18 protein-coding genes and 1 pseudogene are annotated in these 24294 nt (G+C 67.9%); 12 read left to right on the top strand and 7 right to left on the bottom strand.

Going from position 1 to position 24294, the window contains the following annotated elements:
- The first annotated feature begins 63 nt into the window (after positions 1–63).
- Entirely contained in the window at positions 64–1476 is a 1413-nt protein-coding gene (locus tag ACX12F_RS02065; RefSeq protein ID WP_459368056.1) for an aminotransferase-like domain-containing protein, read from the top strand.
- Between the two features lie 6 nt (positions 1477–1482).
- Here the strand turns inward: ACX12F_RS02065 and ACX12F_RS02060 are convergent, their stop codons facing one another.
- Entirely contained in the window at positions 1483–2940 is a 1458-nt protein-coding gene (locus ACX12F_RS02060) for an HNH endonuclease signature motif containing protein (protein ID WP_459368055.1), read from the bottom strand.
- 303 nt (positions 2941–3243) lie between these two features.
- Here ACX12F_RS02060 and ACX12F_RS02055 point away from each other — a divergent pair, with 303 nt between their 5' ends.
- The 9 genes and pseudogenes from ACX12F_RS02055 (at position 3244) to ACX12F_RS02015 (ending at position 12187) form a co-directional block, all read left to right on the top strand.
- Positions 3244–4188, top strand: a complete 945-nt coding sequence (locus ACX12F_RS02055; RefSeq protein ID WP_459368054.1) for an alpha/beta hydrolase — start codon at positions 3244–3246, stop codon at positions 4186–4188.
- Positions 4189–4270: 82 nt separating this feature from the next.
- A complete protein-coding gene (locus ACX12F_RS02050; protein WP_459368053.1) occupies positions 4271–5746 on the top strand; it encodes a flavin-containing monooxygenase in 1476 nt (491 codons plus the stop codon).
- A gap of 14 nt (positions 5747–5760) precedes the next feature.
- Positions 5761–6737 (top strand): annotated as a pseudogene (locus ACX12F_RS02045) (alpha/beta hydrolase).
- 53 nt (positions 6738–6790) lie between these two features.
- The gene (locus ACX12F_RS02040; protein WP_459368052.1) at positions 6791–9637 is read left to right on the top strand and encodes an AMP-binding protein; all 2847 of its coding nucleotides are present in this window, start codon (positions 6791–6793) and stop codon (positions 9635–9637) included.
- 61 nt (positions 9638–9698) lie between these two features.
- Complete coding sequence (locus ACX12F_RS02035) at positions 9699–9971, top strand: hypothetical protein (RefSeq protein ID WP_459368051.1); 273 nt, start codon at positions 9699–9701, stop codon at positions 9969–9971.
- Between the two features lie 19 nt (positions 9972–9990).
- Positions 9991–10290: a hypothetical protein gene (locus tag ACX12F_RS02030; protein WP_459368050.1), complete on the top strand. Its 300-nt coding sequence runs from the start codon at positions 9991–9993 to the stop codon at positions 10288–10290.
- An 11-nt stretch (positions 10291–10301) separates the two neighbouring features.
- On the top strand, positions 10302–10841 hold the full coding sequence (locus ACX12F_RS02025; protein ID WP_459368049.1) for a hypothetical protein: 540 nt from the start codon (positions 10302–10304) through the stop codon (positions 10839–10841).
- Positions 10842–10858: 17 nt separating this feature from the next.
- Positions 10859–11788: an LLM class F420-dependent oxidoreductase gene (locus ACX12F_RS02020; RefSeq protein ID WP_459368048.1), complete on the top strand. Its 930-nt coding sequence runs from the start codon at positions 10859–10861 to the stop codon at positions 11786–11788.
- A 6-nt stretch (positions 11789–11794) separates the two neighbouring features.
- A complete protein-coding gene (locus ACX12F_RS02015; RefSeq protein WP_459368047.1) occupies positions 11795–12187 on the top strand; it encodes a hypothetical protein in 393 nt (130 codons plus the stop codon).
- Here ACX12F_RS02015 and ACX12F_RS02010 read toward each other — a convergent pair.
- The 6 genes from ACX12F_RS02010 to ACX12F_RS01985 all read right to left on the bottom strand — a co-directional run bounded on the left by ACX12F_RS02010 (position 12184) and on the right by ACX12F_RS01985 (position 19513).
- A complete protein-coding gene (locus ACX12F_RS02010; RefSeq protein ID WP_459368046.1) occupies positions 12184–13425 on the bottom strand; it encodes a DUF445 domain-containing protein in 1242 nt (413 codons plus the stop codon). The two genes, ACX12F_RS02015 and ACX12F_RS02010, sit on opposite strands and share 4 nt — an antisense overlap.
- Complete coding sequence (locus ACX12F_RS02005; protein ID WP_459368045.1) at positions 13425–14108, bottom strand: Abi-alpha family protein; 684 nt, start codon at positions 14106–14108, stop codon at positions 13425–13427. Before ACX12F_RS02005 ends, ACX12F_RS02010 begins: the two co-directional genes overlap by 1 nt.
- A gap of 51 nt (positions 14109–14159) precedes the next feature.
- Positions 14160–15674, bottom strand: coding sequence for a dynamin family protein (locus ACX12F_RS02000; protein WP_459368044.1), 1515 nt, complete (start codon positions 15672–15674; stop codon positions 14160–14162).
- The gene (locus ACX12F_RS01995; RefSeq protein ID WP_459368043.1) at positions 15671–17512 is read right to left on the bottom strand and encodes a dynamin family protein; all 1842 of its coding nucleotides are present in this window, start codon (positions 17510–17512) and stop codon (positions 15671–15673) included. Before ACX12F_RS01995 ends, ACX12F_RS02000 begins: the two co-directional genes overlap by 4 nt.
- A 96-nt stretch (positions 17513–17608) precedes the next feature.
- Complete coding sequence (locus ACX12F_RS01990) at positions 17609–18721, bottom strand: IniB N-terminal domain-containing protein (protein ID WP_459368042.1); 1113 nt, start codon at positions 18719–18721, stop codon at positions 17609–17611.
- A 264-nt stretch (positions 18722–18985) separates the two neighbouring features.
- Positions 18986–19513, bottom strand: a complete 528-nt coding sequence (locus ACX12F_RS01985; RefSeq protein ID WP_459368041.1) for an Rv0340 family IniB-related protein — start codon at positions 19511–19513, stop codon at positions 18986–18988.
- A 214-nt stretch (positions 19514–19727) separates the two neighbouring features.
- Between ACX12F_RS01985 and ACX12F_RS01980 the strand changes: the two genes are divergently transcribed.
- Positions 19728–21722 (top strand): Hsp70 family protein, encoded by a 1995-nt coding sequence (locus tag ACX12F_RS01980; protein WP_459368040.1) that lies wholly within the window; start codon positions 19728–19730, stop codon positions 21720–21722.
- A complete protein-coding gene (gene iniR, locus ACX12F_RS01975; protein WP_459368039.1) occupies positions 21719–24208 on the top strand; it encodes an isoniazid response ATPase/transcriptional regulator IniR in 2490 nt (829 codons plus the stop codon). The genes ACX12F_RS01980 and iniR overlap by 4 nt, the downstream gene beginning before the upstream one ends.
- The last annotated feature ends 86 nt before the right edge of the window (positions 24209–24294 follow it).

The following is a 24294-nucleotide window of genomic DNA, read 5'->3' as shown; positions in this document are numbered from 1 at the left end:
ATGAATGCGGCCTTGTCTGAACAGCCAGAAATGATGTTCTGGCCAGGCCAGTATTCTGTCGAGATGGCCCGTCACACCCGGCTGGTGCATCTACCTCTCGACAGCACCGATCTCAGTGGCAGGTCGATCGCGAGTCAGCTCGTGGCCTTGATTGCCGCCGGGCAGGTCGGCGACGGGGACTGGCTGCCGTCCACCCGCGCGCTCGCCCACGACCTCGGGACCTCACGAACGATGGTCGCTGCCGCCTACGACGAGCTGGTCGCTGCCGGATTTCTCGAAGGTGTGCCCGGCGCCGGCACCCGGACCACCGCCGGCGCCACGGCCGCAGCCCGGGCCGGGCTGTCCAGCCGCGCGCCCCGCCTCGACGACCAAACCGCGGTGTCGAAGCGGGCTGACGTGGCGCACCAGACCGACTCCGTCGTTGACCTTCGCCCCGGCTCCCCTGACACCGGGCTCATCGACATGCGGGCGTGGAACCGTGCGTGGCGGGCCGCGGCGGCGTCCCGACCGACGACGCTCTCGCCGTGGCAGGACACCGACGGCGCCTTCACCGCCGCCATGTCCCACCACCTCCGCATCAACCGGGGCGTCGACACCGACACTGTTTTCGACATTCCAGGATCGACTGCCGCCGTCCAGACACTGGCTGCGGTCAGTGGCCTCACCCGCTGTTATCTCGAGTCGCCCTGCTACCCCGCCGCGGCGGAGGAATTCGCCCGCGCCGGCTTGGAGCCCATCTTCATCCCCGTCGACCATGACGGGCTGCGCGTCAGCACGCTCGGCGATGAAGCCGGCATTGTCTACACGACACCGGCGCATCAGTACCCACTCGGACACCGACTCTCGGTGAACCGGCGAGCCGAACTCGTCGCATGGGCCAAGCGGACCGGGTCGATCGTCATCGAAGACGACTACGACGGCGAGTTCCGCTACGGCGTTGCGCCGCTGCCCGCCATCCGGTCGATTCCCGGCGCCGGGGCACACGTCGCCTACGTCGGCACCGCGTCGAAGATGCTCGCGCCGAGCCTGGGCGCCGCCTGGTTGGTGCCACCCCTGCCCCTGCGCGACGCGGTCCAGACCTATCTTCGCGATCACCGCATCGCGGTGTCCACCATCACGCGTATCGCCCTCACCGAACTGATCACCGCTGGGGACCTGCAACGACACCTGGCGAGGGCCGGCCGTGAATATCGTTGCCGCCGCGACATTCTGATCACCGAGCTCGAAGCCCGGTGCCCAAATCTGGAGGTACTCGGTGTCCAGGCGGGGCTGCACGTCGCCATCCTGCTGCCCGACGGCCACCGCGACCGCGACATTGCCCAACGACTCAAGGCCGATGGCCTCATCGTCTCTCCGCTGTCGACGTTCCCCCAGCGGGCCGGCTCCGAGATCAACGGCCTGGCAGTGAATTTCGCGCGGATGGACCGAGTGATCGCGCAGCGATTCGCCGATGGTATTGCCACGGCGATCAAATAGCGCCCCCTAGAACGGTGCCGGTTGGTCCCAGTCTTCTTCTGCGGCGAGGGCTTGCTCGATCTCGCGGTGGCGGCGCCACTCCTCTGTCGCGATGCGTTCTTCGTTGATCATCCGGGCTTCATTGATGAGTTCCTGGCGTTCTTGGGCTCGGGTGCGTCTGCGTTTGGGCATGCAGTACCCGCGGCCCGGTGTACGCACCGGCTCCTGGTTGACTTCGGGCGTGCCACTCGGTGTGGCCAGTTGTGGGTACCAGTGCGCGCCTTCGGGTTTGGTGATGTACGTGTGCCCGGTGGGGGCGGTCCACACCACTGTCCCGTCTGGGAATTGTTGATCGCGCCAGTGGTGGAACGTTTTCAGCAAATGATGAAACCGGCACAGGGCTTTGAGGTTGGACGGATGGGTCGGCCCTGCCGGGTGGGGCACGGTGTGGTCGATGTCGCACGCTTGCGCGGGCCGGTCACAGTCCGGGAAGCGGCAGGTCAGGTCGCGGCAGCGGACGAACTCGGCCAGCTTGGCCGAGGGCCGGTAGCGCGGCTCGGCCGCATCCGGCGGAACGCCCACCTGGCGGATGGTCGCGCCGTCGGCGAGGCGAGCGACCTGCTCGGCCGGGATCTGCCCATATCCGGGCAGCAATCCCGGCGCGCCACCGTCGAGGGTGTCGGCGCCGGCGATCACGTGGATCACCGCGCGGGTACCCACGGTCGCAGCGGGCAGATCCGCAGTGGCTGCTGCCGCGCAGTGAGGTTCCCCGCACGCACACCGCAGCCGGTCGCCGCGGGCGAGGGCGTCGATGGCGGCAGCACGCCGCTGATCATGGGACCGCCCATCGTTGCGGCATACCCCGCGTGCCAAGTCGTCCAGGACCACGTCGAGCACCGCGGCGGTCGCCGCATCCACTGTTCCGCAGACACTGGCGCACCCCGGGCCGCAAGCACGAATATCGAGGTAGCGGGCTTGTGACGGGGGCCGGGGTGCATGGACCCCGGCCTGATCGGAGGCAGCGATGATCGCATCGATACGTTGCTCCATCTTCGGTTTCGACAACCGCCCCCACGCCACGATTCTCGCGGCCAGATCCGCGTCGACCTGTTCGGCGACGTCGTCGTCGATGATCAGGTCGGTGCGCGAGACGATCATCGCGACCATCACCGCATCGATCAGGCCTTTGGCATAGACCGCTGCCACCTTCGGCAGGCGGGTACGCAACGTCACCGCGCGGTCCACCTGCGCCTGCGCGCGTTTGCGGGACACCCCGAGCGCGGCGGCCACTTCCACGATCAGTCCGGCATACCCGTCGATCGCCCAATACCGCTTTTCCACATCATCATCGGGAGCCCGTAGCGCCCACAAATCACTGATCGCCGCCAGCCGGCGCGCCCCGGCAGCGTTCTCCTCACGAGTGGCGAGGGTGATCGCGTCGACCGCCGCGGCCGCAGCGGGGGGATCACTGCTTGATTCGAACATACTTGCGATACTACGCCCGCCCACCGACAAGAAAGCCCCACCAGCAAGAGTGGCATCAGCGACGATTAGGGCGCCTAAATAGCACTGCCGCAGCAGGATTCGCGTGGCGCGGGCACCGCGAGACGGGAATCGTCGATGCTTAGCCCGACTAGCCGAAACTGGCGCATAAGTATTAGGTGAACTAACCGTCGAGGCTCCCAATGGGGGCGGTCGGCAGCGTCCCAACACGCGCACGGCGGTTAGGTCAACTAAGCGCCGACGATGGGGACGACAGACCCACTGGCCGAACGCTAATCTCCCACCATGAGCTACGCCGACCAAACAGCCTGGCGCACAATCCAACAGCACCTGTCTGCGGAATACCGGATCAAGCCCGGCATGGAGCCGACCGAGGAGTGGTGGGACTGGCAGGGGCACCACATCCACCTGGATACGTACCGCAACCCGGACTCGCCGGTGAAGGTCGTCCTGTTCCACGGCGTCGGCACCAACGGTCGTCAGATGAGCACCATCGCCGGCGCTCCCCTCGCGAGGCGCGGATACGAGACCATCGCCGTCGACATGCCGGGCTACGGGGTCACCGAGGTCGCGCCGGGCGCGCTGGTGACCTACGACGACTGGGTCGCCGCCGGAGTCGATCTCGTTGCGGCCGAACGCAAACGCGACGACCGCCCGATCCTGCTGTACGGCCTCAGCGCCGGCGGGATGCTGACTTACCACGTCGCCGCGATCAGCCCGCACGTCGCGGGCATCGTGGGGATGACGTTCCTCGATCAGCGCAATCCCCGGGTTCAGGTCGAGACGGCGCTCAACCCCGCCATAGGTCGGCTCGGCGGACCGATGATGAGCCGCGTCGCCCGGACACCGCTGCGCCGCATGCGCATCCCGATGTGGGCGGTGAGCAAGATGCACACCCTGGTCAACGACAAGACGGCGCTGCGGGCCTGTCTCGCCGACCGCACCTCGGCCGGGAACTGGGTCACGATGGCGTTCCTCGCCTCGTACATGGCCTACCAGCCGGCCGTCGAACCCGAGGACTTCACCACCTGCCCGGTGCTGCTGACCCAGCCCGGCGCCGACCGGTGGACACCGCAGCATCTCAGCGACCCGTTCCTGGACCGGATCACCAAGGTGCCGGTCACGAAGAAGGTGCTCGACAACGCCGGTCACTACCCGATCGAGCAGCCGGGCCTGGACCAGATGGTCGACGCCATCGACGAGTTCGCTCAGACCCTCGCCACCCGGTAAGCCGGGCCTGCGAAACCCGGCATGGACACGGCGTCGCGGATTTAGAGTCAGGTACACCCGCCGGACCGGCAAAGGAGTGCCCATGACAACCACCGCTCCCGTCGACGTCCTGGTCGTCGGCGCCGGGATTTCCGGCATCGGAATGGCATATCACCTCAAGACTTTTCGGCCGGGTACGTCGTTCGTGGTTTTGGAGGGACGAGACGCGATCGGCGGCACCTGGAGCCTGCATCAGTATCCGGGCATCCGGTCCGACTCGGACATGCCGACCTTCGGCTACGGCTTCAAGCCGTGGACGCACCGCAAGTCCATCGCCGACGGGCACATCATCCTGGACTATCTGGAGCAGACCGTGGAGGAGAACGGGCTCGCCGACCACATCCGATTCGGCTACCACGTGGAATCGGCGAATTTCGATTCCCAGCAAGCACTTTGGACCGTCACCACCACCCACGAGGGCCAGACCGAGACGTTCACGTCACGCTTTCTGTTCCTCGGCACCGGGTACTACGACTACGAGAATCCGTATCTGCCCGACTTTCCGGGTCGCGAGGATTTCGAGGGTCCGGTGATCCACCCCCAACTGTGGCCGAAGGATCTGGACTACGCCGGTAAGAACGTCGTCGTCATCGGCAGCGGCGCCACCGCCGTCACCCTGATCCCGAACATGGCCGACAAGGCCGCGCACGTCACCATGCTGCAGCGCTCCCCGAGTTACGTGTTCTCGATACCGGCGTCCGACCCGATCGCCAACGTGCTCAACAAGGTGCTCGGCCATGAGCGGGCATACAAGATCGTGCGACGCAAGAACATCGCACTGAACCGCGGCCTGTTCAAGATGTGCATGCGCTACCCGAAACTGATGCGAAAACTGTTGATCGCCAACGTGGCTCGGCAGCTGCCCAAGAATTTCGATGTCGACACCCACTTCACCCCCAAGTACAACCCGTGGCAGCAACGCCTGGCCATGGTCCCCGACGGCGACCTGTTCAAGATGGTCGCGTCCGGCAAGGCCTCGATCGTCACCGACCACATCGAGCGGTTCACCAAGCACGGCATCCTGCTGAAATCCGGGCAGGAGCTGGCCGCCGACATCATCATCTCGGCGACCGGCCTGAACATGACGCCGTTCGGCAAGATCGCCCTGAGCGTCGACGGGCACCTGCTGCATCTACCCGACCTCACCGTCTACAAGGCGATGATGCTCTCCGGCGTGCCCAATTTCGCATTCGCGGTCGGCTACACCAACATCGCCTGGACGTTGAAGGTCGATCTGGTGTGCGAGCACTTCTGCCGGATGCTCGACTACATGGACGAGCATGGCTACGACAAGGTGGTGCCCGTCCTGGAAGACGGGACCATGGCACGAGTTCCGTTGCTGGACATGACCTCCGGGTACGTCCAACGGGCCGTCGCAAAGTTCCCGCGCGGCGGCACCTATGGCCCGTGGGCGTTCAAGCATGCCTACGAGATGGACCAGGAACGATTGCGCAACGGACCCATCGAGGACCCCGCACTGGTCTTCACGCCCGCCGCCGCCCCGCTATCCGTGGTCTGACCGAAGGAGCGATCATGAAAGCCGACTTCTTTTTCATCAGCCACGGCGAGCGTTGCGCCGCTTGGCATCTGACCGCCGAGAGTGACGCGCTGGCCGGTCAGACCGGGCGGCCGTGCGTGGTCATGGCCCACGGCTTCGGCGGAACCCGCGACTCGGGCCTGCTGGCGTTCGCGGAGCCGTTCGCCGCCGCCGGGATGGACGTGGTGGTGTTCGACTACCGCGGCTTCGGCGATTCGGAAGGCGAACCACGCCAATATATCTCGGTGAAGAAGCAACGTCAGGACTACCACGCCGCCATCGATGCCGCCCGGAACCTGCCGGGCGTCGACCGCGACCGCATCGCCTTGTGGGGCACCTCATATTCGGGAGGGCATGTCATCGCTGTGGCCGCCGCAGACCAGAGGGTGGCCGCAGTGGTGTCACTGTGCCCCGCGACCGACGGCCTGGCCGCGCTGGTACAGGCGTATCACGAGGCCGGAGCCGGGCCGCTGGCCCGCATGGTCGCGCATGGAGTGCTCGATGCCGTAGGAGCGCGCCTCGGCCGCCGTCCGCACAACCTGCCACTGACCGGGCACCATGGCGACACCGCAGTGCTCACCACGCCCGGCGCCGAAGAGGCGTACGTGGCCATGGCCGGCCCGACCTGGCGCAACGAATTCACCGCCCGCACGGCGCTGGAGATCGCGTTCAACCGACCGACCGTGCACGCCAGCCAGCTGGAATGCCCGCTGCTCGTCCAGATCGGCACCAACGACCTCATCGCGCCGCCGGCGCCGCGCGCCGCGCCGCCAAAAAGGCGGGGTATCTGGCCCATCTGTGCGAATACCCCGCCGACCACTTCGACTTCTACGACGGGCCTGTCCACGAGGCCGCCCTCGCCGACGAAATCACCTTCCTGACCCGCGTCCTCGATCCGATCCGGTCGACCGACGTGCATTTGCGGTCGACGCACCCACCGACACCCAGGCTGGCGGTCAAACTGCCGTGGTGAACGGATCGGCTTGGCATGATCTGCACCGAGTGTTGATCGAAAGGGCGGGCTGAATGTTCGACAGGGTTGTGGCGACGACGCGCAACTGGCTGGAAGTGGCCCGCTACGGCGGGCTCGAGACAGGCGAAGAGCCGTCGCCGTACGACGTCGTCGCCCAGGGCCGGATCCACAAGCTGCGGCGGTACCGCACCAGCGGCGAGAAGGGCCGCCCCCAGGTGCTGCTGGTGCCGCCGCTGATGCTGACGGCCGATGTGTTCGACGTGTCGCCGCAGGCCAGCGGCGTGCGCACGCTCATCGCGCACGGTATCGACCCATGGGTCATCGACTTCGGCTCGCCGGAGAAGGAAGCCGGCGGCCTGGAGCGCAACCTGGCTGATCACGTGCTGGCAGCGGACGCGGCCATCGACGAGATGTGTGCCCTCACCGGCGGCGACGTGCACCTGGCCGGCTACTCGCAGGGCGGCATGTTCTGCTACCAGGCCTCGGCGTACCGGCGCAGCGTCGGCATCGCCAGCGTCATCACCTTCGGCAGCCCGGTGGACCTGAGCAAAACCGCCCCGATGGGCGTCCCGGCAGAAATCGCCATTCCCGGCATGGGATTCGTCATGGAGAACGTCCTGCGGGGCCGGTCCGTGCCGGGCTGGGCGACCCGGCTGGGGTTCCAGCTACTCGACCCCGTGAAAGCCGTGACGGGCCAGCTGCAGTTCCTGTTCGCGCTGCACGACCGCGATGCCCTGCTGCCCCGCGAAGGGCAGCGCCGCTACCTGATGAACGACGGCTGGGTGGCGTGGCCCGGCCCGGCGCTCGCCGAGTTCCTGCAGCAGTTCCTGGTGCACAACCGGATGTTGACGGGCGGATTCACCATCGCCGGACGACCGGTGACGCTCGCCGACATCACGTCGCCGATTCTGGCGTTCGTCGGAGATGTCGACGAAATCGCTCCGCCGGCCTCGGTACGCGGAATCCTGGGTGCTGCGCCGCGTGCGGATATCTTCGAAAGCACCTTGCACGCAGGGCATTTCGGTCTGGTTGTGGGCAGCACCGCGACGTCGCACACCTGGCCGCTGGTGGCCGACTGGATGCGGTTTGCCGAGGGCAAGGGCCCGCAGCCGGAGCACGTCACCAAGGTCGACGCAATGACCACCGCCGCCGAACCGGCGCCGGCGGGGCCGGGCGAGGGTGTCCAGACACTGATCGACGCCGGCCGCATGGTCGCGGGCTCCGTCGCACGTTCGGTCGGTGACGTCCGCGGCATGTTCGGCACGGTGTCGCGCCAGATGCCCCGGCTGGCGCGCATCCGGAGACTGGACGCGAACACGCGAATCTCGTTGGCGCTCTTGTTCGATGAGCAGGCCCAGCACGCGCCCAACGACGTCAGCTTCATGTACGAGGACCGCAGCTACACCTACGGCGAGAACAAGGTGCGCATCGACGCGGTGGTCCGCGGTCTGCTCGCCGCGGGCGTGCGTGCCGGTGAGCACGTCGGTGTGTTGATGGGGACCCGTCCGTCGGCGCTGGCGGTGGTGACGGCGCTCAACCGCATCGGCGCGGTGGCCGTGATGCTGCGCCCCGGCGCCGACACGGCGCGCGAGGTCGAGCTCGGCAAGGTCAACCGCGTCATCGCCGACCCCGAACATTCCGAGGCCGACTTCGCAGGCCGACCGCTGCACACCTTCCTGCTCGACACGCCCTACCTCAACCGGGACCGCACCCTGACCGCGCTGGAGATCGGCGAGACCAACGCCGTGCGCATCCCCGACTGGTACCGTCCCAACCCGGGCCGTGCCGGTGAGCTCGCGTTCATCTTCTTCGGCGGCCCGGACGACGACCCCCGCCCCATCCGAGTCACCAACGGCCGCTTCGGTTTGTCGGCGTACGGCACCGCGACGTCGGCGACGCTGAACAACTCCGACACCGTCTACAGCATCAACCCGATCTACCACACCTCCGGTCTGCTGACGGGCATCGGCGGAGCGGTCGCGGGTGGCAGCCGGCTGGCGATGGCCACCGACCTGGACCCGACGACATTCTGGACGGAAGTACGCCGGTACGGCGTGACCATCGTCTGCTACACCTGGGCGCAGCTGCGGCCGCTGGTCAACGCCGCCCCGCAGCCCGCCGAGCGCAACCACTCGGTCCGGCTGTTCGTCGGCTCCGGTATGCCTCGCGGCCTGTGGCGCCGGGTCCTCGACCGGTTCGCCCCGGCCGGCGTCCTCGACTTCTGGTCCACCAGTGAGGGCGAGGCCATCCTGGCCAACGTCAACCCGGCCAAGCCAGGATCGCTGGGCCGGCCCCTGCCGGGCAGTGCCACGGTCGAGGTCGTGCGGTGGGATCCGGAAGCGCAGCAGGTTGTTTCGGGCGCGGACGGTTACGCGATCCGCTGTGCCGACGACGAGACGGGCCTGCTGTTGGTGAAGATCAGTTCCGCGACCACCGCGTCCGCGCCGCCGCTGCGCAATCTGTTCGAGGCCGGTGATGCCTGGTTCTCCAGCGGCAGCCTCGTCAGCCGGGACAGTGACGGTGACTACTGGCTGATCGACTCCGTCGACACTCAGATCCACACCGCCGGCGGGATCGTGGCCTCGTTGCCGATCACCGCAGCCCTCGGGAAGCTGCCCAACGTCGACCTGGTGCACACATACGGAGTCCCATCCGACGACCACGAAGTGGCCGTCGCGGCCCTGTCACTGATCGCTGGGCAGGACATCACCGCCGCCGACCTGGACGAGGCGCTCGCGAACCTGCCTGCCGAGGAGCGGCCCGCATTCGTCCGTGTTGTCGACGAGCTGCCGATGACACCGTGGCACCGCCCCGTCGCCGGCCCGCTGCGCCGCGACCCGTTGCCGCCCCCGGGCCGCCACTTCACCCGCATGGACGACGGCAGTTACCAGAAAAGCTGAGACAAGCCTGACGGATCTGTCAATAATTTGTCGCAAGGTCGGGCCTACGGAAGTTGGAGACATGAAGAAGTCCGCAGCTGCAGTGCTGTTCCTGTTGGCGTCCGCGGCCGTGCCGGCCGTCAGTACGCCTGTCACCCACGCTGATGTGTGCGCCAACGTCGGCGGTCGGCACGTCAGCGCGGGCGGCTGTACCAACGTCGCCGGTGACGCCGCGGTGGCCGCTGCCGTCGCGGCGCCGGAGGACGCTGCCGCCCAGGCCGCGGCGGGCCGTCCGCCGTGCTACACCCCGGCCGGGGTGCCTTACTACACGCCGGGCGACTTGCCTTGTAACTGAGGCCCTTTAGGCTGCCGGCATGCACAAATCTCTGCAGCGGGCCGCCGTCATCGCCGCGGCCGCCTTGGCGCCCATGGCCCTCACCGCAGCGATCGTCCCTGCCGTGAGTCACGCGGACTGCGACAACGGCACCTGGTGGGACCCGGTGCAGAACCGGTGCCAGGCCCCGCTGGTGCAGAACTGTCCCGGCGGCTGGTGGGACCCGAACATCAACAGCTGCCGTCCTCCGGTCTCGACGACGCCGCTCGACTGTCGTGACGGCGCGTGGTGGGACCCGATCAACAACATCTGCCGACCGCCGGTACTGCCTCCGCAGTAACCTGTTAGCCGATGAACCACCATCGGCTGATCGCCCTCGTCGCTGCTTCTGTCCCGCTGCTCGCCGGCTGCGACGGCACCACCCCCGGAAGCCCGAAGTCGGGGGTGCCCACCGGAGAATCACCGTCGGCGAGCACACCGACACCGAGTTCGAAGGCCATCCGCCCCGTCCCGGTCAACCCGATCCCGGTCCCCAGCGCCGTGCCGCCCACCGCGCAAGCCCTCGCTCCGCAGAACGGCTACGTCTTCATCGCGACCAAGTCCGGCCAGACCCGGTGCCAGCTCAGCAAGGCCGAGGTCGACTGCGAGTCGGCCTTCACCAACGCGCCGAAGCTCAACGGGGAGTCGGCCAACGGCGTCCGAGTCACGGCAGCTGGCGAATTGTCGTGGGTGGTGGGCAATCTCGGGGCCATCCCGACGGTGACCATCGACTACCAGACCTATTCGGCGGTGGGCTGGACCATCCTCGCCGGAGCCGAAGGCACCCGCTTCACCAACGCCGGCACCGGCCACGGGATGTTCGTCTCGACGGCGAGTGTCAAGGCGTTCTGATCACTAGGCTGGGCGGCATGGACTTCCGGGTATTCGTCGAACCGCAGCAGGGTGCCACCTATGCCGACCAGCTCGCCGTCGCGCAAGCCGCCGAAAGACTCGACTACTCGGCCTTCTTTCGATCCGACCACTACCTGGCCATGGCCGGCGACGGGCTGCCCGGCCCGACCGACTCCTGGGTGACGCTCGGTGGCATCGCGCGCGAGACCAGCACCATCCGGCTCGGCACCATGGTCACCTCGGCGACGTTCCGGCACCCCGGCCCGCTCGCCATCGCCGTCGCACAGGTCGACGAAATGAGCGGTGGCCGTGTGGAATTAGGCCTCGGTGCCGGCTGGTTCGCCGAAGAGCACGAGGCCTACGCCATCCCGTTCCCGCCGCTGGGCGAACGCTTCGACCGGCTGGACGAGCAGCTGCAGATCATCACCGGCTTCTGGGACACCCCGGTCGGAGAGCACTTCGACTTCGACGGCAAGCACTACACCGTGAAGAATTCCCCGGCTCTGCCCAAACCCGCGCAGGCCCGCCCGCCGGTGATCATCGGTGGCGGCGGCGCCAAACGGACCCCGGCGCTGGCCGCCCGGTTCGCCTCGGAGTTCAACATTCCGTTCGTCGACATCGACACCCTCACCACCCAGTTCGGCCGGGTCCGGGCCGCCGTGGCCGAAGCCGGCCGGGCACCCGAAAGCATCACGTACTCGGCAGCTTTCGTCCTGTGCGCGGGCAAAAACGACGCGGAGCTCGCCCGCCGAGCCGGCGCCATCGGTCGCGAGGTCGACGAAATGCGCGGCAACTCCCCCACCGTCGGCACTCCGGCGGAGATCGTCGACAAGCTGGCGCCGTTCGTCGCGGCCGGTGTCGAGCGCGTTTACCTGCAGGTGCTGGACATGTCCGATCTCGACCACATCGCCTTCTTCAGCACGGAAGTCATTCCGCAGCTACGCTGACCGGCCATGACCGAGCGGCCGTGGCATGAGCGCACTCCGCACGTCGTCGGCGCCAGCATCGCCGCGCTGATCGCCATCGGCCTCCTGTACTTCGCCGGCGCGTGGCTGACGCGGCACTACAACCAGCCGCAGCCGGCACCCGTGCCCGTCATCATCGATAGCTCGACGACTCCGGGCACGGCGGTGAGCACAACGACGAGTTCAGCGACCACCAGCTCGTCGACGACGCCGCCGTCCACCACCGACATCGACCTGCCGCCCGCCACGGACACCACGACGACGTCGACGGAAACGTCGATCACCCAGTCACGGCAGAGTCACACGACCACCGACCCGCGCTGGCCCTACCCGTTCACGTCGAGGCCGCACACCACGGTATTGCCGCAGCCGCAACACTAGTGCGTGAAGAACTCGATCATCAGGACTTGGAGCTCACCGACGCAGCCACCGAGGATGGCACCGATGGCGACCATCAACGGTTCGTCATCCTTGAACACCGGCCGCAGAATCGACTCGTACTCCTCGTTGGAGAGCTGATTCATCTTGTCGATGATGGTCTGCTCGAGGTCGATCTTGCTCATGGCATAGTCCTGGGCGTCCAGCAGCGTGGCCGGCAGCCGCTCGACGACGAGTTCGACGACCTTGTCCTTCAGCGCGTTGTACTTCGCCGTGCCGACCGCGAACTTCACGACCGTGCCCGTCCACCCACCGACTTCGCTGTCGATCGCGAGTTCGACCTCGCGGGCGACCATCGAGAACAGCTTGTCCGCACCTGGGCCCTTGAGAATCCCGTCGAACAGGATGTCCGGCGCGAACAGGTCCTCGGACAAGATGCGGGCGTAGTCCGCGGTGATCTTCTCGCGCTGCGCATGTAGCAGCCCCTGGAACTTGATGAAGCCCAGGAACTTCGTCGGCTTGATGGGCCGGAACAGCATGTTCAGCGCGATGTAGTCACTGACCAGGCCGATACCGAAACCGAAGGCCGGCATGATCCACGGCAGTTTGAAGATGGCCCACACGAACATCTGGGCGGTACCGATGATCAGGCCGAAGTAGATGCCGCTGCGCCGGACGAACGCCATGGCGTCGTCGGACAGGCCGCGCATCAGCTTGTTGAGCTTCTCCTTGTTGCGCACCAGCGTGGTGACCGAGAGGAACTGCAGGTCGACGAACCGGCTCAGGTCCGCCTGCATCTCGTTCAGCATCTTCTCGGTGATGCGCGGCGCCTGGGAGTGGATGCGGTTCAGGATCGCCTGCCGCCCGGCCTCGGGCAGGGAATCCCACAGACCCGGGCGGATCTCCTCGGCGACGTCGCGCGCGATGTCGTTGATCGACGCCGCCAGCGGTTCACGCAGCACCTCGACGGCCTCTTTGGCGTCGATCCGGGAGACCAGTTCCTCGGGCTTGAGCAGATTCGAGGTGAGCAACTCGATCGTGGTCGAGCCGACCTTGCCGGCGCGCCGCGGGATGATGCCCTGCCAGCCGATGGGGCCGATGCCCTTGAACTCCAGCGGCCGGTAGATCATCTCCATCGCGACGATCTTGGTGCTCCAGCCGACGAACGCGGCCACCAGCGGCATGGAGAAGTAGATGATCCAGTGCGCACGGAAGTCAGTGAGGATCTCGGTCAAAGACATCAGCGCCACCCGTTCTGGTCGTCCTCCGCGGTAGCGGCGGCCCACAGCGACCGGCCCAGCGGCGACAGCGTCAGGGTCAGCTTCTCCACCTTTGCCGGCAGTGGGCCTTTCGACGCGGCCTTGATCGCACCCAGCACGATGGTCTCAGCCATCAGCACCTCGTACTCGGTTTTCAGCGCGGAATCCTCCGGACCGATCTCCACGAGTCGCAGTGCCAGCAAATGCCCGACGTACTGCGGCGTCATCTGTGGCAGCGCGACGTTCGCGGTCCGGCCCACCAGGGCCGCGTTCTCCAGCACTGCCTTGCGGGTCCGGTCGAACACGTTGACCAGAGGAGAGACCGAGCCGTCGGACAGCGCGCCGACGATGCGGGCCTCGTCGGCGACCAGCTGATCCAGCAGATGGTGGTACAACTCGGTCTGGCTGCCCGCGGTGTTCTGGTCGAGCGCCCGGTTCAGCAGCTGGCTCATCTTGGAGTTGAGCGACTCGTCGGTGGCTGCCGGTGTGGACGGTTCGGGCGTCGCGACGACGTCGTCTTCGGTGTCTTCCGGTTCCAGTTCGTTGAGGCCTTTGCGCAGGGCGCCGACGATCTGCTGCTCGGTCCAGCTGTACACATCCAGGCCGAGACGAGCAGCGTCGACCGCGCGTCCTACCAGTCCGAAGGGGTCAAACGATTGAGCCACCCGCAAACGGTAGCTGCGCAGGGTACCGCTTGGCCAACGATCACGAATATCTCACCTTCCCTGCGCCGCATAGTCGGCCACCAGGGCCTCCGCACTTCGCACAGCGGCCCGACAGGCGCGTGCGGTAAAGGGATCGTTCAGCGGATGATCGGCCCGTCGGCGCCACCGCTGCACCGCCGCGAAGGCTGCCCGCGGACCGTCATACGGCGCATCGTTACTCAGTCCCAGCCGGCTCGCCGCGTCGGTGCCAGAACCACCGATGATGCGGCGCAGCGACGCCATTTCATCGTCGTTCAATGTGGTTGGCCGGGAACGCAATTGACCGAGCAAGCGCAATTCTTCGAACGCGTGGGTGTCGGCCAGCAGCGGGTCGATGTCCGCCAGGATGAACGGCGTCGCGTAGATGGGATTGTCCTCCACGAAGCGGCGCAGCGAGCGCAACGCGGTGTGCGCCTTGAGCATGTCGGCGCGCTGCGCGAACTGCTGGTCGATGACGTCGCGCAGGGCCACCAGCCCACTGCGGTCCAGGAGCTCGTCGGCCAGCCCCACGGAGTCGGTGACACCGGCGCGCAGGACCGCGATGGCGATCCGGATGCCGAACATGCCGAACCGGTCCAGCAGCCCGGCTCGCGTGACGGCGTCCACCGGCAGCGAATCATCTTGCCGGGCAAAGCGATCCGCCGACAGCATGGCCCTGGTCAGCGCGGTGGCGGCGTCGCCGTCCAGGGCGGCGAGTTTCTGCAGCGCCGCGAACTCACTCTGCTGTAGCGTGCGCGCGGTCAGCGCCAGCAATCCCGACACCGGGACGACAGCCTGACACACGCCCGTGCGGTCCAGTTCCGTGGTGAACCGGGTGGCCACCTCGCGTGCCGACATCATCGCGTCGATGCGTCCGGCCCCGATCTCGTCGGCCCGCGACGCGACCCCGATCACGCCCAGCGCGCCCGAGCCGCTGCCGACGAGTTCCCCGATCTGCTTGAGCAGCGCGATGTCTGGCGCATTGAGCGTGCGCAGCAGGAACACGACGGCGTCCACCCGAGGGACCCCGTCGCGCGGCACCAAGAGTTGCAGGGTCCGGTCGGAGACGTCACGCGACAGCGACGACGTGCCCGGCGTGTCGATGATGGTCATCTGTTCCAATTCGGCTGCGGGCCACTGCACGTCGAGGTCGACGATGTCCCCCACGTTGGCCGCGCCCTGCGCACCGGAGTACCGCGCGAGATCGAACGTCAGGCCGCCATCGCGGGTGATCGGCACGTCGGTGCGGCGGCCGTCGCGGTGGTTGGCCGTCACGCGCGGCGTCATACCGTGCCGGAACCAGGTGACCAGGCGGGTGGCCTCGGTGGCGTCGGTGGGCGCAATCTCTTCGCCCACAAGCGCATTCACCAACGTCGACTTGCCGGCCTTGAGCGTGCCGGCCAACGCGATGCGGATCGGCTGGTCCAGCCGGCGGCCGATCCAGTCCAGTTCGGCCAGGGCCTGCGGGCGGTGCTGGTAGACGGGGTCCGACCGATAGGCCGAGATGACGCCGCCCAGGATGGCGCGGACGCGTGCGCTGGTGCTCACTGGGCGAGTGCGGGAGTCAGTTTCACCGCATTGTCGATGACTTGACGCAGAATGTTCAACTGCCGCTCCAGTTCCCGTACCCGGTTGTCGCGTTCGCCCGCTTCGATCTGCGCCGCGGCAAGGGTTGCCTGCAGCGATTCGTTGAGCGACCGAGTGGTCTGGTTCGCGATTTCGCGGTAATGATCCCGCAAGTGGCGCTGGATGTTTCGCAGCCGGTCCCGCGACTCCTTGCCGACGGCGAACGACACGTCGTCGACGAACCGGCGGACGTTCATCTTCGCCTCACCCCGCACGCGCAGCATGCGGTTCTCCATGTCCTCCTTGTAGGCCTTGCGGCCCAGCACCAGTCCGGCACCCAGTGACAGCGGGTTGAACATGCCAAGCCCGGCGAACGAGGTCAGCATGCCGAACATCAGCACACCGCCGTAGGACCCGCGCATCCCGGTGATCACCTTGTGCCCGGCCCTGATCGGCTCGGACTCGAGCCGTGCGACGGGGTTGAACTCGCCCAGGCCGGCGCCCATGTCGCGGGCCCTGACCTCGGCCAGTTCCACCGAATCCAGCCCGGCCTGGACGAAGGTGCGGGCCACCTCTGCAGCCAGCGCCTCGGCGCGCTGGTGGGCCCAGACGAAGTTGTCGCCGACCGCGGTGGCGACCACGTTCTCCAACTCTGCGCCGATCTCGGCCCAGTGCTGGGTCGGGTCGCAGCCGTCGATGATCCGCTCGGTGTGCGCGGTGATGTTGCGGAACCGGTTGCGCAGGTCGTGGTCGACGTCGGCGGTCAGGTCGGCGATGCCGTCGTTCAGTACCTGCTGCCACAGTGCGGTCTGCTGCAACGCGTTCTGGGCGTCGTCCTTCTTCTGCTCCAGCTCGGCCTTGATGCGCTCGATCTTGTCGGGGTCGTTGATCGCGGCCAGTTCGGTGGACACGGCGAGGGTGAGATGTTCTGCGGCCGAGTGGATTTCGGTGACGACCTCGTCCTTGATCCGGTCGTTCTCGCGACTGAGCACCTTGTCGGTGAGGAACTTGATGAGCGCGGGGAAGTTCGACTCGTCGTTGAGTTCCTTGTCGTTCAGCGCCAGCGCGTGGGTGCGCAGCGCCGACGACACGGGAACGACGGGCACGTTCAGCCGCGCGCGCTGCAGGTGTGCGGTATTGGCCGCGACGATCTCCCGCCAGTGCGGGTACAGGTCGGTCTTGGTCGCGACAATCGTTGCCACCGGGCAGATTTCGATGGCTTGCCGGATGAACGTCAGCTCGGGCGCGGTGAACTCCTGGCTGGTGTCGCTGATCATCAGGAGCGCGTCGGCGTCGGGTAGCAGCCCGAGGGTGGCCGACAGGTGGGGCTGACCCAGCCCGCCGACGCCCGGGGTGTCGACGAAGGTGAGTCCGCCCTTGAGCATGGGGCTCGGCGCCGCCACCTCGACGCGCAGCACCCGACGGCCTTGGGCCTGCGGGGCCTGCCGCAGATCGGCCGAAAGTTGGTTGGGCGGAATGGCCACGACGCTCGGCTCCAGCCCACCATCGGGCGGAGCCAGCACGAGCTCCGCAGCCGCCGCGTCGCCGTAGTGGACCACGGTGGTCAGCACGGTGCTCTCGTCATCCCCGACGCGGGCGACCGGCATGTTCAGCAACGAGTTCAGCAACTGACTCTTGCCTTGCTTGAGCTGCCCGGCGATGACCACCCGGATTTGCGGATCGCTGATCCGCGTCTTCGCCGCCAGCAACCGCTGCGCCAGGTCATCGCGGTCATTGAGGCCCGCGATCCGGCTGGTGTGGTCGATCAACTCGACGATCACCGCGACCGGGCGCGGATTCGCCTCGTTGGGTTGCGTCACTGGACTCTCCTCGACTGCATGCTCGATAACCAACGGTATGCGCAAACATCCGGCGAGGCCTGCAAGAGGCCCCGCCGGACGGTTTGTCGCGATCGATCAGTGCATGTGCGGATCGATGTGGGTGGTGTGGCTCATGTCGGTGGTGGTGTGGGTTTCGACGGGTGCATAGGTGTTCATGCTGGCCTCGTGCACCGAGCTGTCGGCGACCGTGCTGTGCACCGAGTTGTCGGAGCTCAGATCGGTGTGGGTGGTGTTCCCGCTGCCGATGTTGGTGTGGGTGCTGTTGCCGCTACCGATGCTGGTGTTGGCAGTGTTCCCGCTGTTCAGGCTGGTGTTCACGGTCGAGGAGTGCGACGAGTCGTCGATCACGCTGCTGTTGCCGCTGCCCAGGTCGTGGCCGACCGTGGTCTGGTTGCCACCGACGTGCGTCGACGAGGTGTTGCCGTCGTTGATGACGATGTTGCCGCCGCTGCCACCGCTGCCGCCGCTGGCGTGACCGCCACCGATCAGGCCGCCGCCGGCGCTGGCGCCGCCGCCGTTGCCGCCACCGGTGTTGACGTCGTTGACCACCGGGCCGGAGTTGCCCTGGATGATGTGGCCGCCCGCCGTCTGCGAGTTGTCGGTCGCGTGGTTGCCGGTCCCGACGATCACCGGGGAGTGGCTGCCGGTGAGGATGTCGCCGTTGGTGACGGTGTTGCCGTCGCCCTGCACGGCACCCTTGCCGCTGGCGATGTCACCGTGGTTGTTGCCGGCGATGTTCACGCCGCCGTCGCCCTGCTGGACGTGGCTGCCGCCGAGAGTGATGTCACCGAAGCCCAGGTTGAAGGCACCCTGCTGGGCATTGGCGCCGGCGTGCTGGTCGGGGCTCAGCACCGGGATGCTGTTGCCGCTGGCCACCGGCACGTTGTTGTTGCTCGCGAAGTCGGTGTTGGGAGCGAAGGTCGGCTGCGAGACGAAGCCGGTCTGCGGGGAGAACGGCGAGGACATGCTGTAGTAGTCCGAGACCGCGTTCTGCAGGCCGACGACCGGGTCGCCGCCACCGAGCACGACGCCGGCGGGCACCGCGCTGGCGGCCACCGAAGCCAGCTGCGCGGAGGTGACACCGGCGAGGCCGGCGTCGCGCATGGTCTGCTCGGGGTTCGCGACGAACGAGCTCGCGACGGTGGGGAAGCGGAACAGGTCGATGATGAATTCGATCAGGCTGGTCATTGGAGTCCCTTTCTTTGGGGTCTTGCTCTTGTGAAGTTCGGGTCGCCTTCGTGTCTGTCCGGCGAACTGACAACAACGTTAGGGGCCGGCAAGAACCCTGCAAACGGGGCGACCACCCCTACCCCCAACGGAACATAGTGGGGTCCCACCACTGCCCCCATTAGGGGATTAGGGGATTACTAGGGTGTTTGCTGAGGGCGAGGTGAGAGAACGCAAAACGCCGGTGGCCATGGCGGCCACCGGCGTTTGTCGGGTGTGCGGTGCTCAGCTGAAGAAGTCGAAGCCCTGATGGTGCTCGAGCGGGTCAGCGGTATCGACGGGGTGCCAGTCGAATGCACCCGGATCCGAGAGGTGCCCGGCGTCGATGACCGGGATGTCGTTGTGCAGGCCCAGATCGTCAGACACGGCCAGGTCCGGCACGGCGGTGTGCACCGGAAGGTCCGGTGCGCTGTCGAATCCACCCAGTTCAGGGTCGGAAATCACATGCGGTGACACGACCGTCGGCACGTGGGTGTTGACGGCATCGAAGGCGTCGAAGGCCGCCGTGGCGGCACCACTGGTCCAGACGTTGACGCCGGGATCGTCGAATCCGGCGGTCGGCACGCCACCGGCCGCGGCGGACACCGTCCCCAGGGATTCGGAGACCACCGGGATGAGGTGCGCGACGTCCGCTGTGGTGACCCCGGTGAGGTTGGCGTCGGCGATGGCACCGGCGGGGTCGGCGGCGTAGTGAGCTGCCACGTCGGGATCACGGACCACCGACATGACAAAATCCAGTAGCGGATTTGCCACGGCACCTACTCCCTTCTGATACGCCTCGATAACTATTTCGATGCTATCGCCGATATAGCTCCCGGAGATCGGTGCTGACCCCAGCACCCGACACCTGCCATTAGGGGCACGCCCATTAGGGATTCACCAATCGTTAGGGGATTGTGTCCCACCCCTAGGCCGCCAGCACATAGGGTGGCCTGAGCTTGGCAGCGCATCGAAGGAGTGGACGTTTATGAGCAACGAGCTCGGTTTGTCGATCGGCCAGACCAACCTGGTGGCCGTGCCGGCCGGGCGACCGCCGGTGAGCCGTCGCGCCATCCTGTCCCTGTACCCGGATCGGCCCGCCGAAGTCGGCATCCCCACGCAGCCCGGCGGCCTGGTGCTGACCGGTTTCGTGGAGCGCGTCGGCGACCCCATTCCCCTGATCGCCCCGGACGGTTCGGCGCATCGCGGCGAGGCCGTCCTGGCCGAGGCACTCGATGCCATGGCCCGGACCGTGGGCGGCGGCAGCCCCATCGTCATCGCCGCCCCAGCGCATTGGGGGATGTCCACCATCGGCGCACTCGCCGCAGCCCTGCGCGGCAAGCCCGGCCTGGCAGCCGCACCGGTGGTCTCCGACGCGGCAGCAGCGCTGGCCGGCCTCAAGGCCGGGCCCGGGCTACCTGACCACGGCGTGGTGGCGCTCTGCGATTTCGGTGGTAGCGGCACCAGCGTCACCCTCGCCGACGCCGCGACCCTGAGCCAGATCGGCGAGACGGTGCGCTACCCGGAGTTCTCCGGCGACTTGGTGGACCAGGCGCTGCTGAACCACGTCATCGCCGGCATCACCGAGTCCGCCGACGCAGACCCGGCCGGCACGGCGGCGGTCGGCTCACTGTCCCAGCTGCGTGACCAGTGCCGGCAGGCCAAAGAGCGGTTGTCGTCTGAGACGGCGACGTCGGTCAACGCCAACCTGCCCGGTTTCGCGTCGGCCCTGCGCATCACCCGCCCAGAGCTGGAACGACTGCTGGAGCCGGCCCTCGCCGGGCTGGTCGCCGTCGTCCAGGACACCCTGCAGCGCAACCAGATTCCCGCCGGCGTCCTGACGGCCCTGGCGACCGCCGGCGGCGGCGCCTCGATTCCGATTGTCACCCAACGACTTTCAGAGCACTTCCGGGTACCGGTCGTGACCTCGCCGCAGCCCGCCCTCACCGCGGCCGGCGGCGCACCGTTCGTCGACCAGAGCACCATGAGCGCCGACGCCCCGACGGGAATGGCGCCCACGATGGGCTGGGCGGCCGGCCCCGCGGGCTGGGCGGGCGGCCCCGCCACCATGGCTGCTCCGGTGCCGCCGGCGGACGCGAACCCCTCCTCGACCGTCGGGCCGTCGCTGGCTTGGTCTGACGACGAGGAACCCGGTGCCGCCGTCGGCGCGGACTACCCCGCGGATTTCGCGACGGGCTACGCCGAGGCAGCGCCTTTCGGTGAGACCACGGCCCGGCCGGCGATGGACTTCGCCCACGAAGAAGAGGACAACCTGCCCGACGTGGCGCCGCTGCCCTGGTACCGGCGTCCACCGCTGCTCTTCGGCGCGGCCGCGGCGGCCTTCCTGGTTGCCGGTGGCAGCTGGGCGGCGGTCGGGCTCACCAGCAACGACACCCAGTCGGGTCCGGTGACGGTCGACGTCACCACCACCATCACCGGCCCTGACGGCTCCATCACCACGAGCACTTACAAGGCCACGAAGTCCGTTGTGACGCAGACGAATCCGAATGGCCAGGTGGAGACATCGACGGTGACCAACCCGGTCACCACCACGCCACCGCCGACGACCACGACGACCACCGATCCGTCGACCACCAGCTCGACGACGACCACCACAACCACCACCGACACCACGACCACCACCACGACGACGACCACTCCGTCGACGACGACGACCACCACAACCACGACGCCACCGACCACCACCACCCCGCCGACGACGACGACCCAACCGACGACGACGCAGCCGCCCACCACCACGCAGCCGCCGCCGACCACGACGCAACAGCAGCCGACCACCAAACCGAGCAGCCAGACGCCGACGGCTCAGCCGACGACGCAGGCCCCCACCACGCAGGCCACGGCGCAGCAGCCGCCCAAGACGGCGTCCGCGGCGGTGGAAACCGGGTCGGCCCCGTCGGCATCGGTGGTCACCGCGTCGGCGCCCATCACCGCGCAACCCTCGGCATCGACCAGCCAATGACCGCGGCAGCCGGCACATCGCTGGTGCTCGGCGGAATCGGCAGCGGCAAGACCACCGCGCTGGAAGCGGTGCGAAAGACGTTGCGGGCCAATGGAACGGCGATGCTGGCCCGGGTGCCGAAGCCCGGTGAAGCGCCGGACGCGGCCATCGTCATCGACGATGCCCAGCTGCTCTCGCCGGCCGAACTGGACGTCCTGACCGAGCTGGCCGGAGACCCCGGCCGCACCGTTGTGGTCAGCACCGAGCCGTTGGCGCACGAGCGTGCGCTCAATGCCCTCACCACCACGTTGAGCCGGCAACATCCGCCGATTCAGCTGGCGCCCATGACACCTCGCGAAATCCATGAGGCACTGGCCCGGGCCGCCGTCGCCGGCAATCAGGTACCCGGACTGCTCGCCGCTACCGGTGGCATCCCGCTGCTGGTGTACTCGGCGCTGTCCGCCCTGGCCTCGGGCGGCGATCCGACCCGGGCCGCTTCGGTGGCGCTGAGCGAGCGGTTGCGCCGGCTGGACGAGCATCTGTTGGACACGTTGTTGTTGTGTTCGCTCAGCCCGGAACTGGGGCCCGACGACATCGCCGCCGCCCTGCAGCTGCCCGGTGATGCCGCGGCCGTACTGATGGACCGGGCCCGCGCCAGTGGCCTGTTGTCCGCCTCGCTGCACCCGCGGTTCACCGACACGCTGCACCGGTGCCTCACCCAACTGGTCGGCGCCGCGCGGCATCGCGAGACCGAATCCCGGCTGCTGCGTTCGCAGATCGAATCAGCCACACTGTCAACCGAATTGGCGCTGAAGCTGGCCGAGCACGGCACGGTCGACGACCTGCTGGCGGCCGAGCTGATCCAGCGCGCCGCGCCCGCCGAGCCCCGACAGGCCGCCCGCCTGTACCGCGCCGCGGCCCGCGCCGGCACCGCCCCGGCGGATGTGCACCTCGCCGACGCCCTGGCCGTCACCGGTGACTGTGCCTCCGCGGGCACCCTGGCAGACGAACTGCTCACCGCCGAGGACGCCGACGTCCGGGCCCAGGCGGTGCGCATCGCGGCCAGTGTCGCCATGCACGACGGCGCCGCCGCCCACGCCGCGGATCTGTTCCGGTGGCTCGGCCCCAATCCCGATCCGTTCGTTGCCGCCGCGGGTGCCGTGGTGGGGGTCGCCACGGCCGACGCGGAGCTGGCCCGCACGTGCCTGCAGGCCGAGAACTCCATGCCGCCAACGTCTTCCGCGCGTGCGGCCCGTGGCATGGCAGAGGGCATGCTGCTGACGCTCGACCAGCCGTTCGCGGTGGCGATGGCGCGGCTGACGCAGGCCGTCGGCTCCACCAACGGCGTTCACACGGTCTCTCCCGACAGCCCCGCCGCGCTGCTGGGCCTGGTCGCGCTGCACGGCGGCGACGCCGTCCGCGCCCGTAGTGTCATCGGCCGGGCCGTCCGAACCGGCGCCAACCAGGGCTTCTCCCATCTGCGTCACCGGCTGCTGCTCGGCTGGATCCGGATGCTCGACGGCCAACTCGATTCCGCGGTCCCGTCGTTGGGCCCAACCGAGGCCGCGGACCTGCACCGCCGCGACGCGTTGTGGTTCACCGCGCTGCAGACCGCCGTCGCACGGCGCAGCGGCGATACCGGCGCCCTGCAGAAACATTGGTATGCGGCCATGGAGGTGCTGGCCGAGTACTCCCTGGACCTGTTCGCACTCCTGCCGCTGGGTGAGTTGTGGGTGGCCGCGGCTCGGTTGCAGCAGATCGATCAGCTGCGTCAGCCCCTCGCCGAGGCTTTCGGGCTGCTGCGGGCCACCGGCAATCCGGCGCTGTGGGCCGTTCCGCTTCATTGGGCGGGCGTGCACGCCGGAATTCTGGCCAATGCGCCCGAGGCCGTCGCGCCGCACGGGCAGGCCCTGGCCGCCGCCAGCCGGGCCGAGGGGGCGCACGGCGCGTACGCCACCGCGCTGGCCGGCGCCGGTCGCGCCTGGCTCCGGGTCCTGGCCGACGGCGTCGACGCCGCGGAGGTGACGACGGCCGCCCGCGGGCTGGCCCGGTTCGGGTTGACGTGGGATGCGACGCGACTGGCAAGTCAGGCGGCGCTGCATTCGGCCGACGGCAAGATCTCGGGTGCCATGTTGCAGCTGGCGCGCGACCTCAAACAGGACGCGGCCCTCGAGGCCGCGGCAGATCCCATCGAGCTCGCAGGCCCGGCTATTCCTCGCGAGCCGCCTACGGGCGCAGATGTGCGCAACACCACACCCCCGCCTGCCTCGGGTGACGCTCGGGCCACCTCCGCCGCAACACCGGCCTGGACGCGGCTGTCCGACCGGGAACGCGAGGTTGCCGAACTGGTGCTGCAAGGCATGCCCTATCGCGATATCGGCGCCCGGCTGCTGATCTCAGCGAAGACCGTCGAACACCATGTCGCCCGCATTCGCCGCAGGTTGGGGGCCGAATCACGGTCGGAGATGCTGTCGATGCTGCGCGCGCTGCTCGTCGAGAAAGCCTGACCCACTCCTATATAAGGAAGCGCGGCACACATGCCCGGGAAGGCCGGATTCGCGGCAAAAAGTGGACGCCGTAGCCGCAGCTCAAG

It is taken from the genome of Mycolicibacterium sp. HS_4_1, assembly GCF_054515875.1.
The sequence above is the reverse complement of the archived record's forward strand: the minus strand, read 5'-3'. Positions and strand labels throughout refer to the sequence as shown.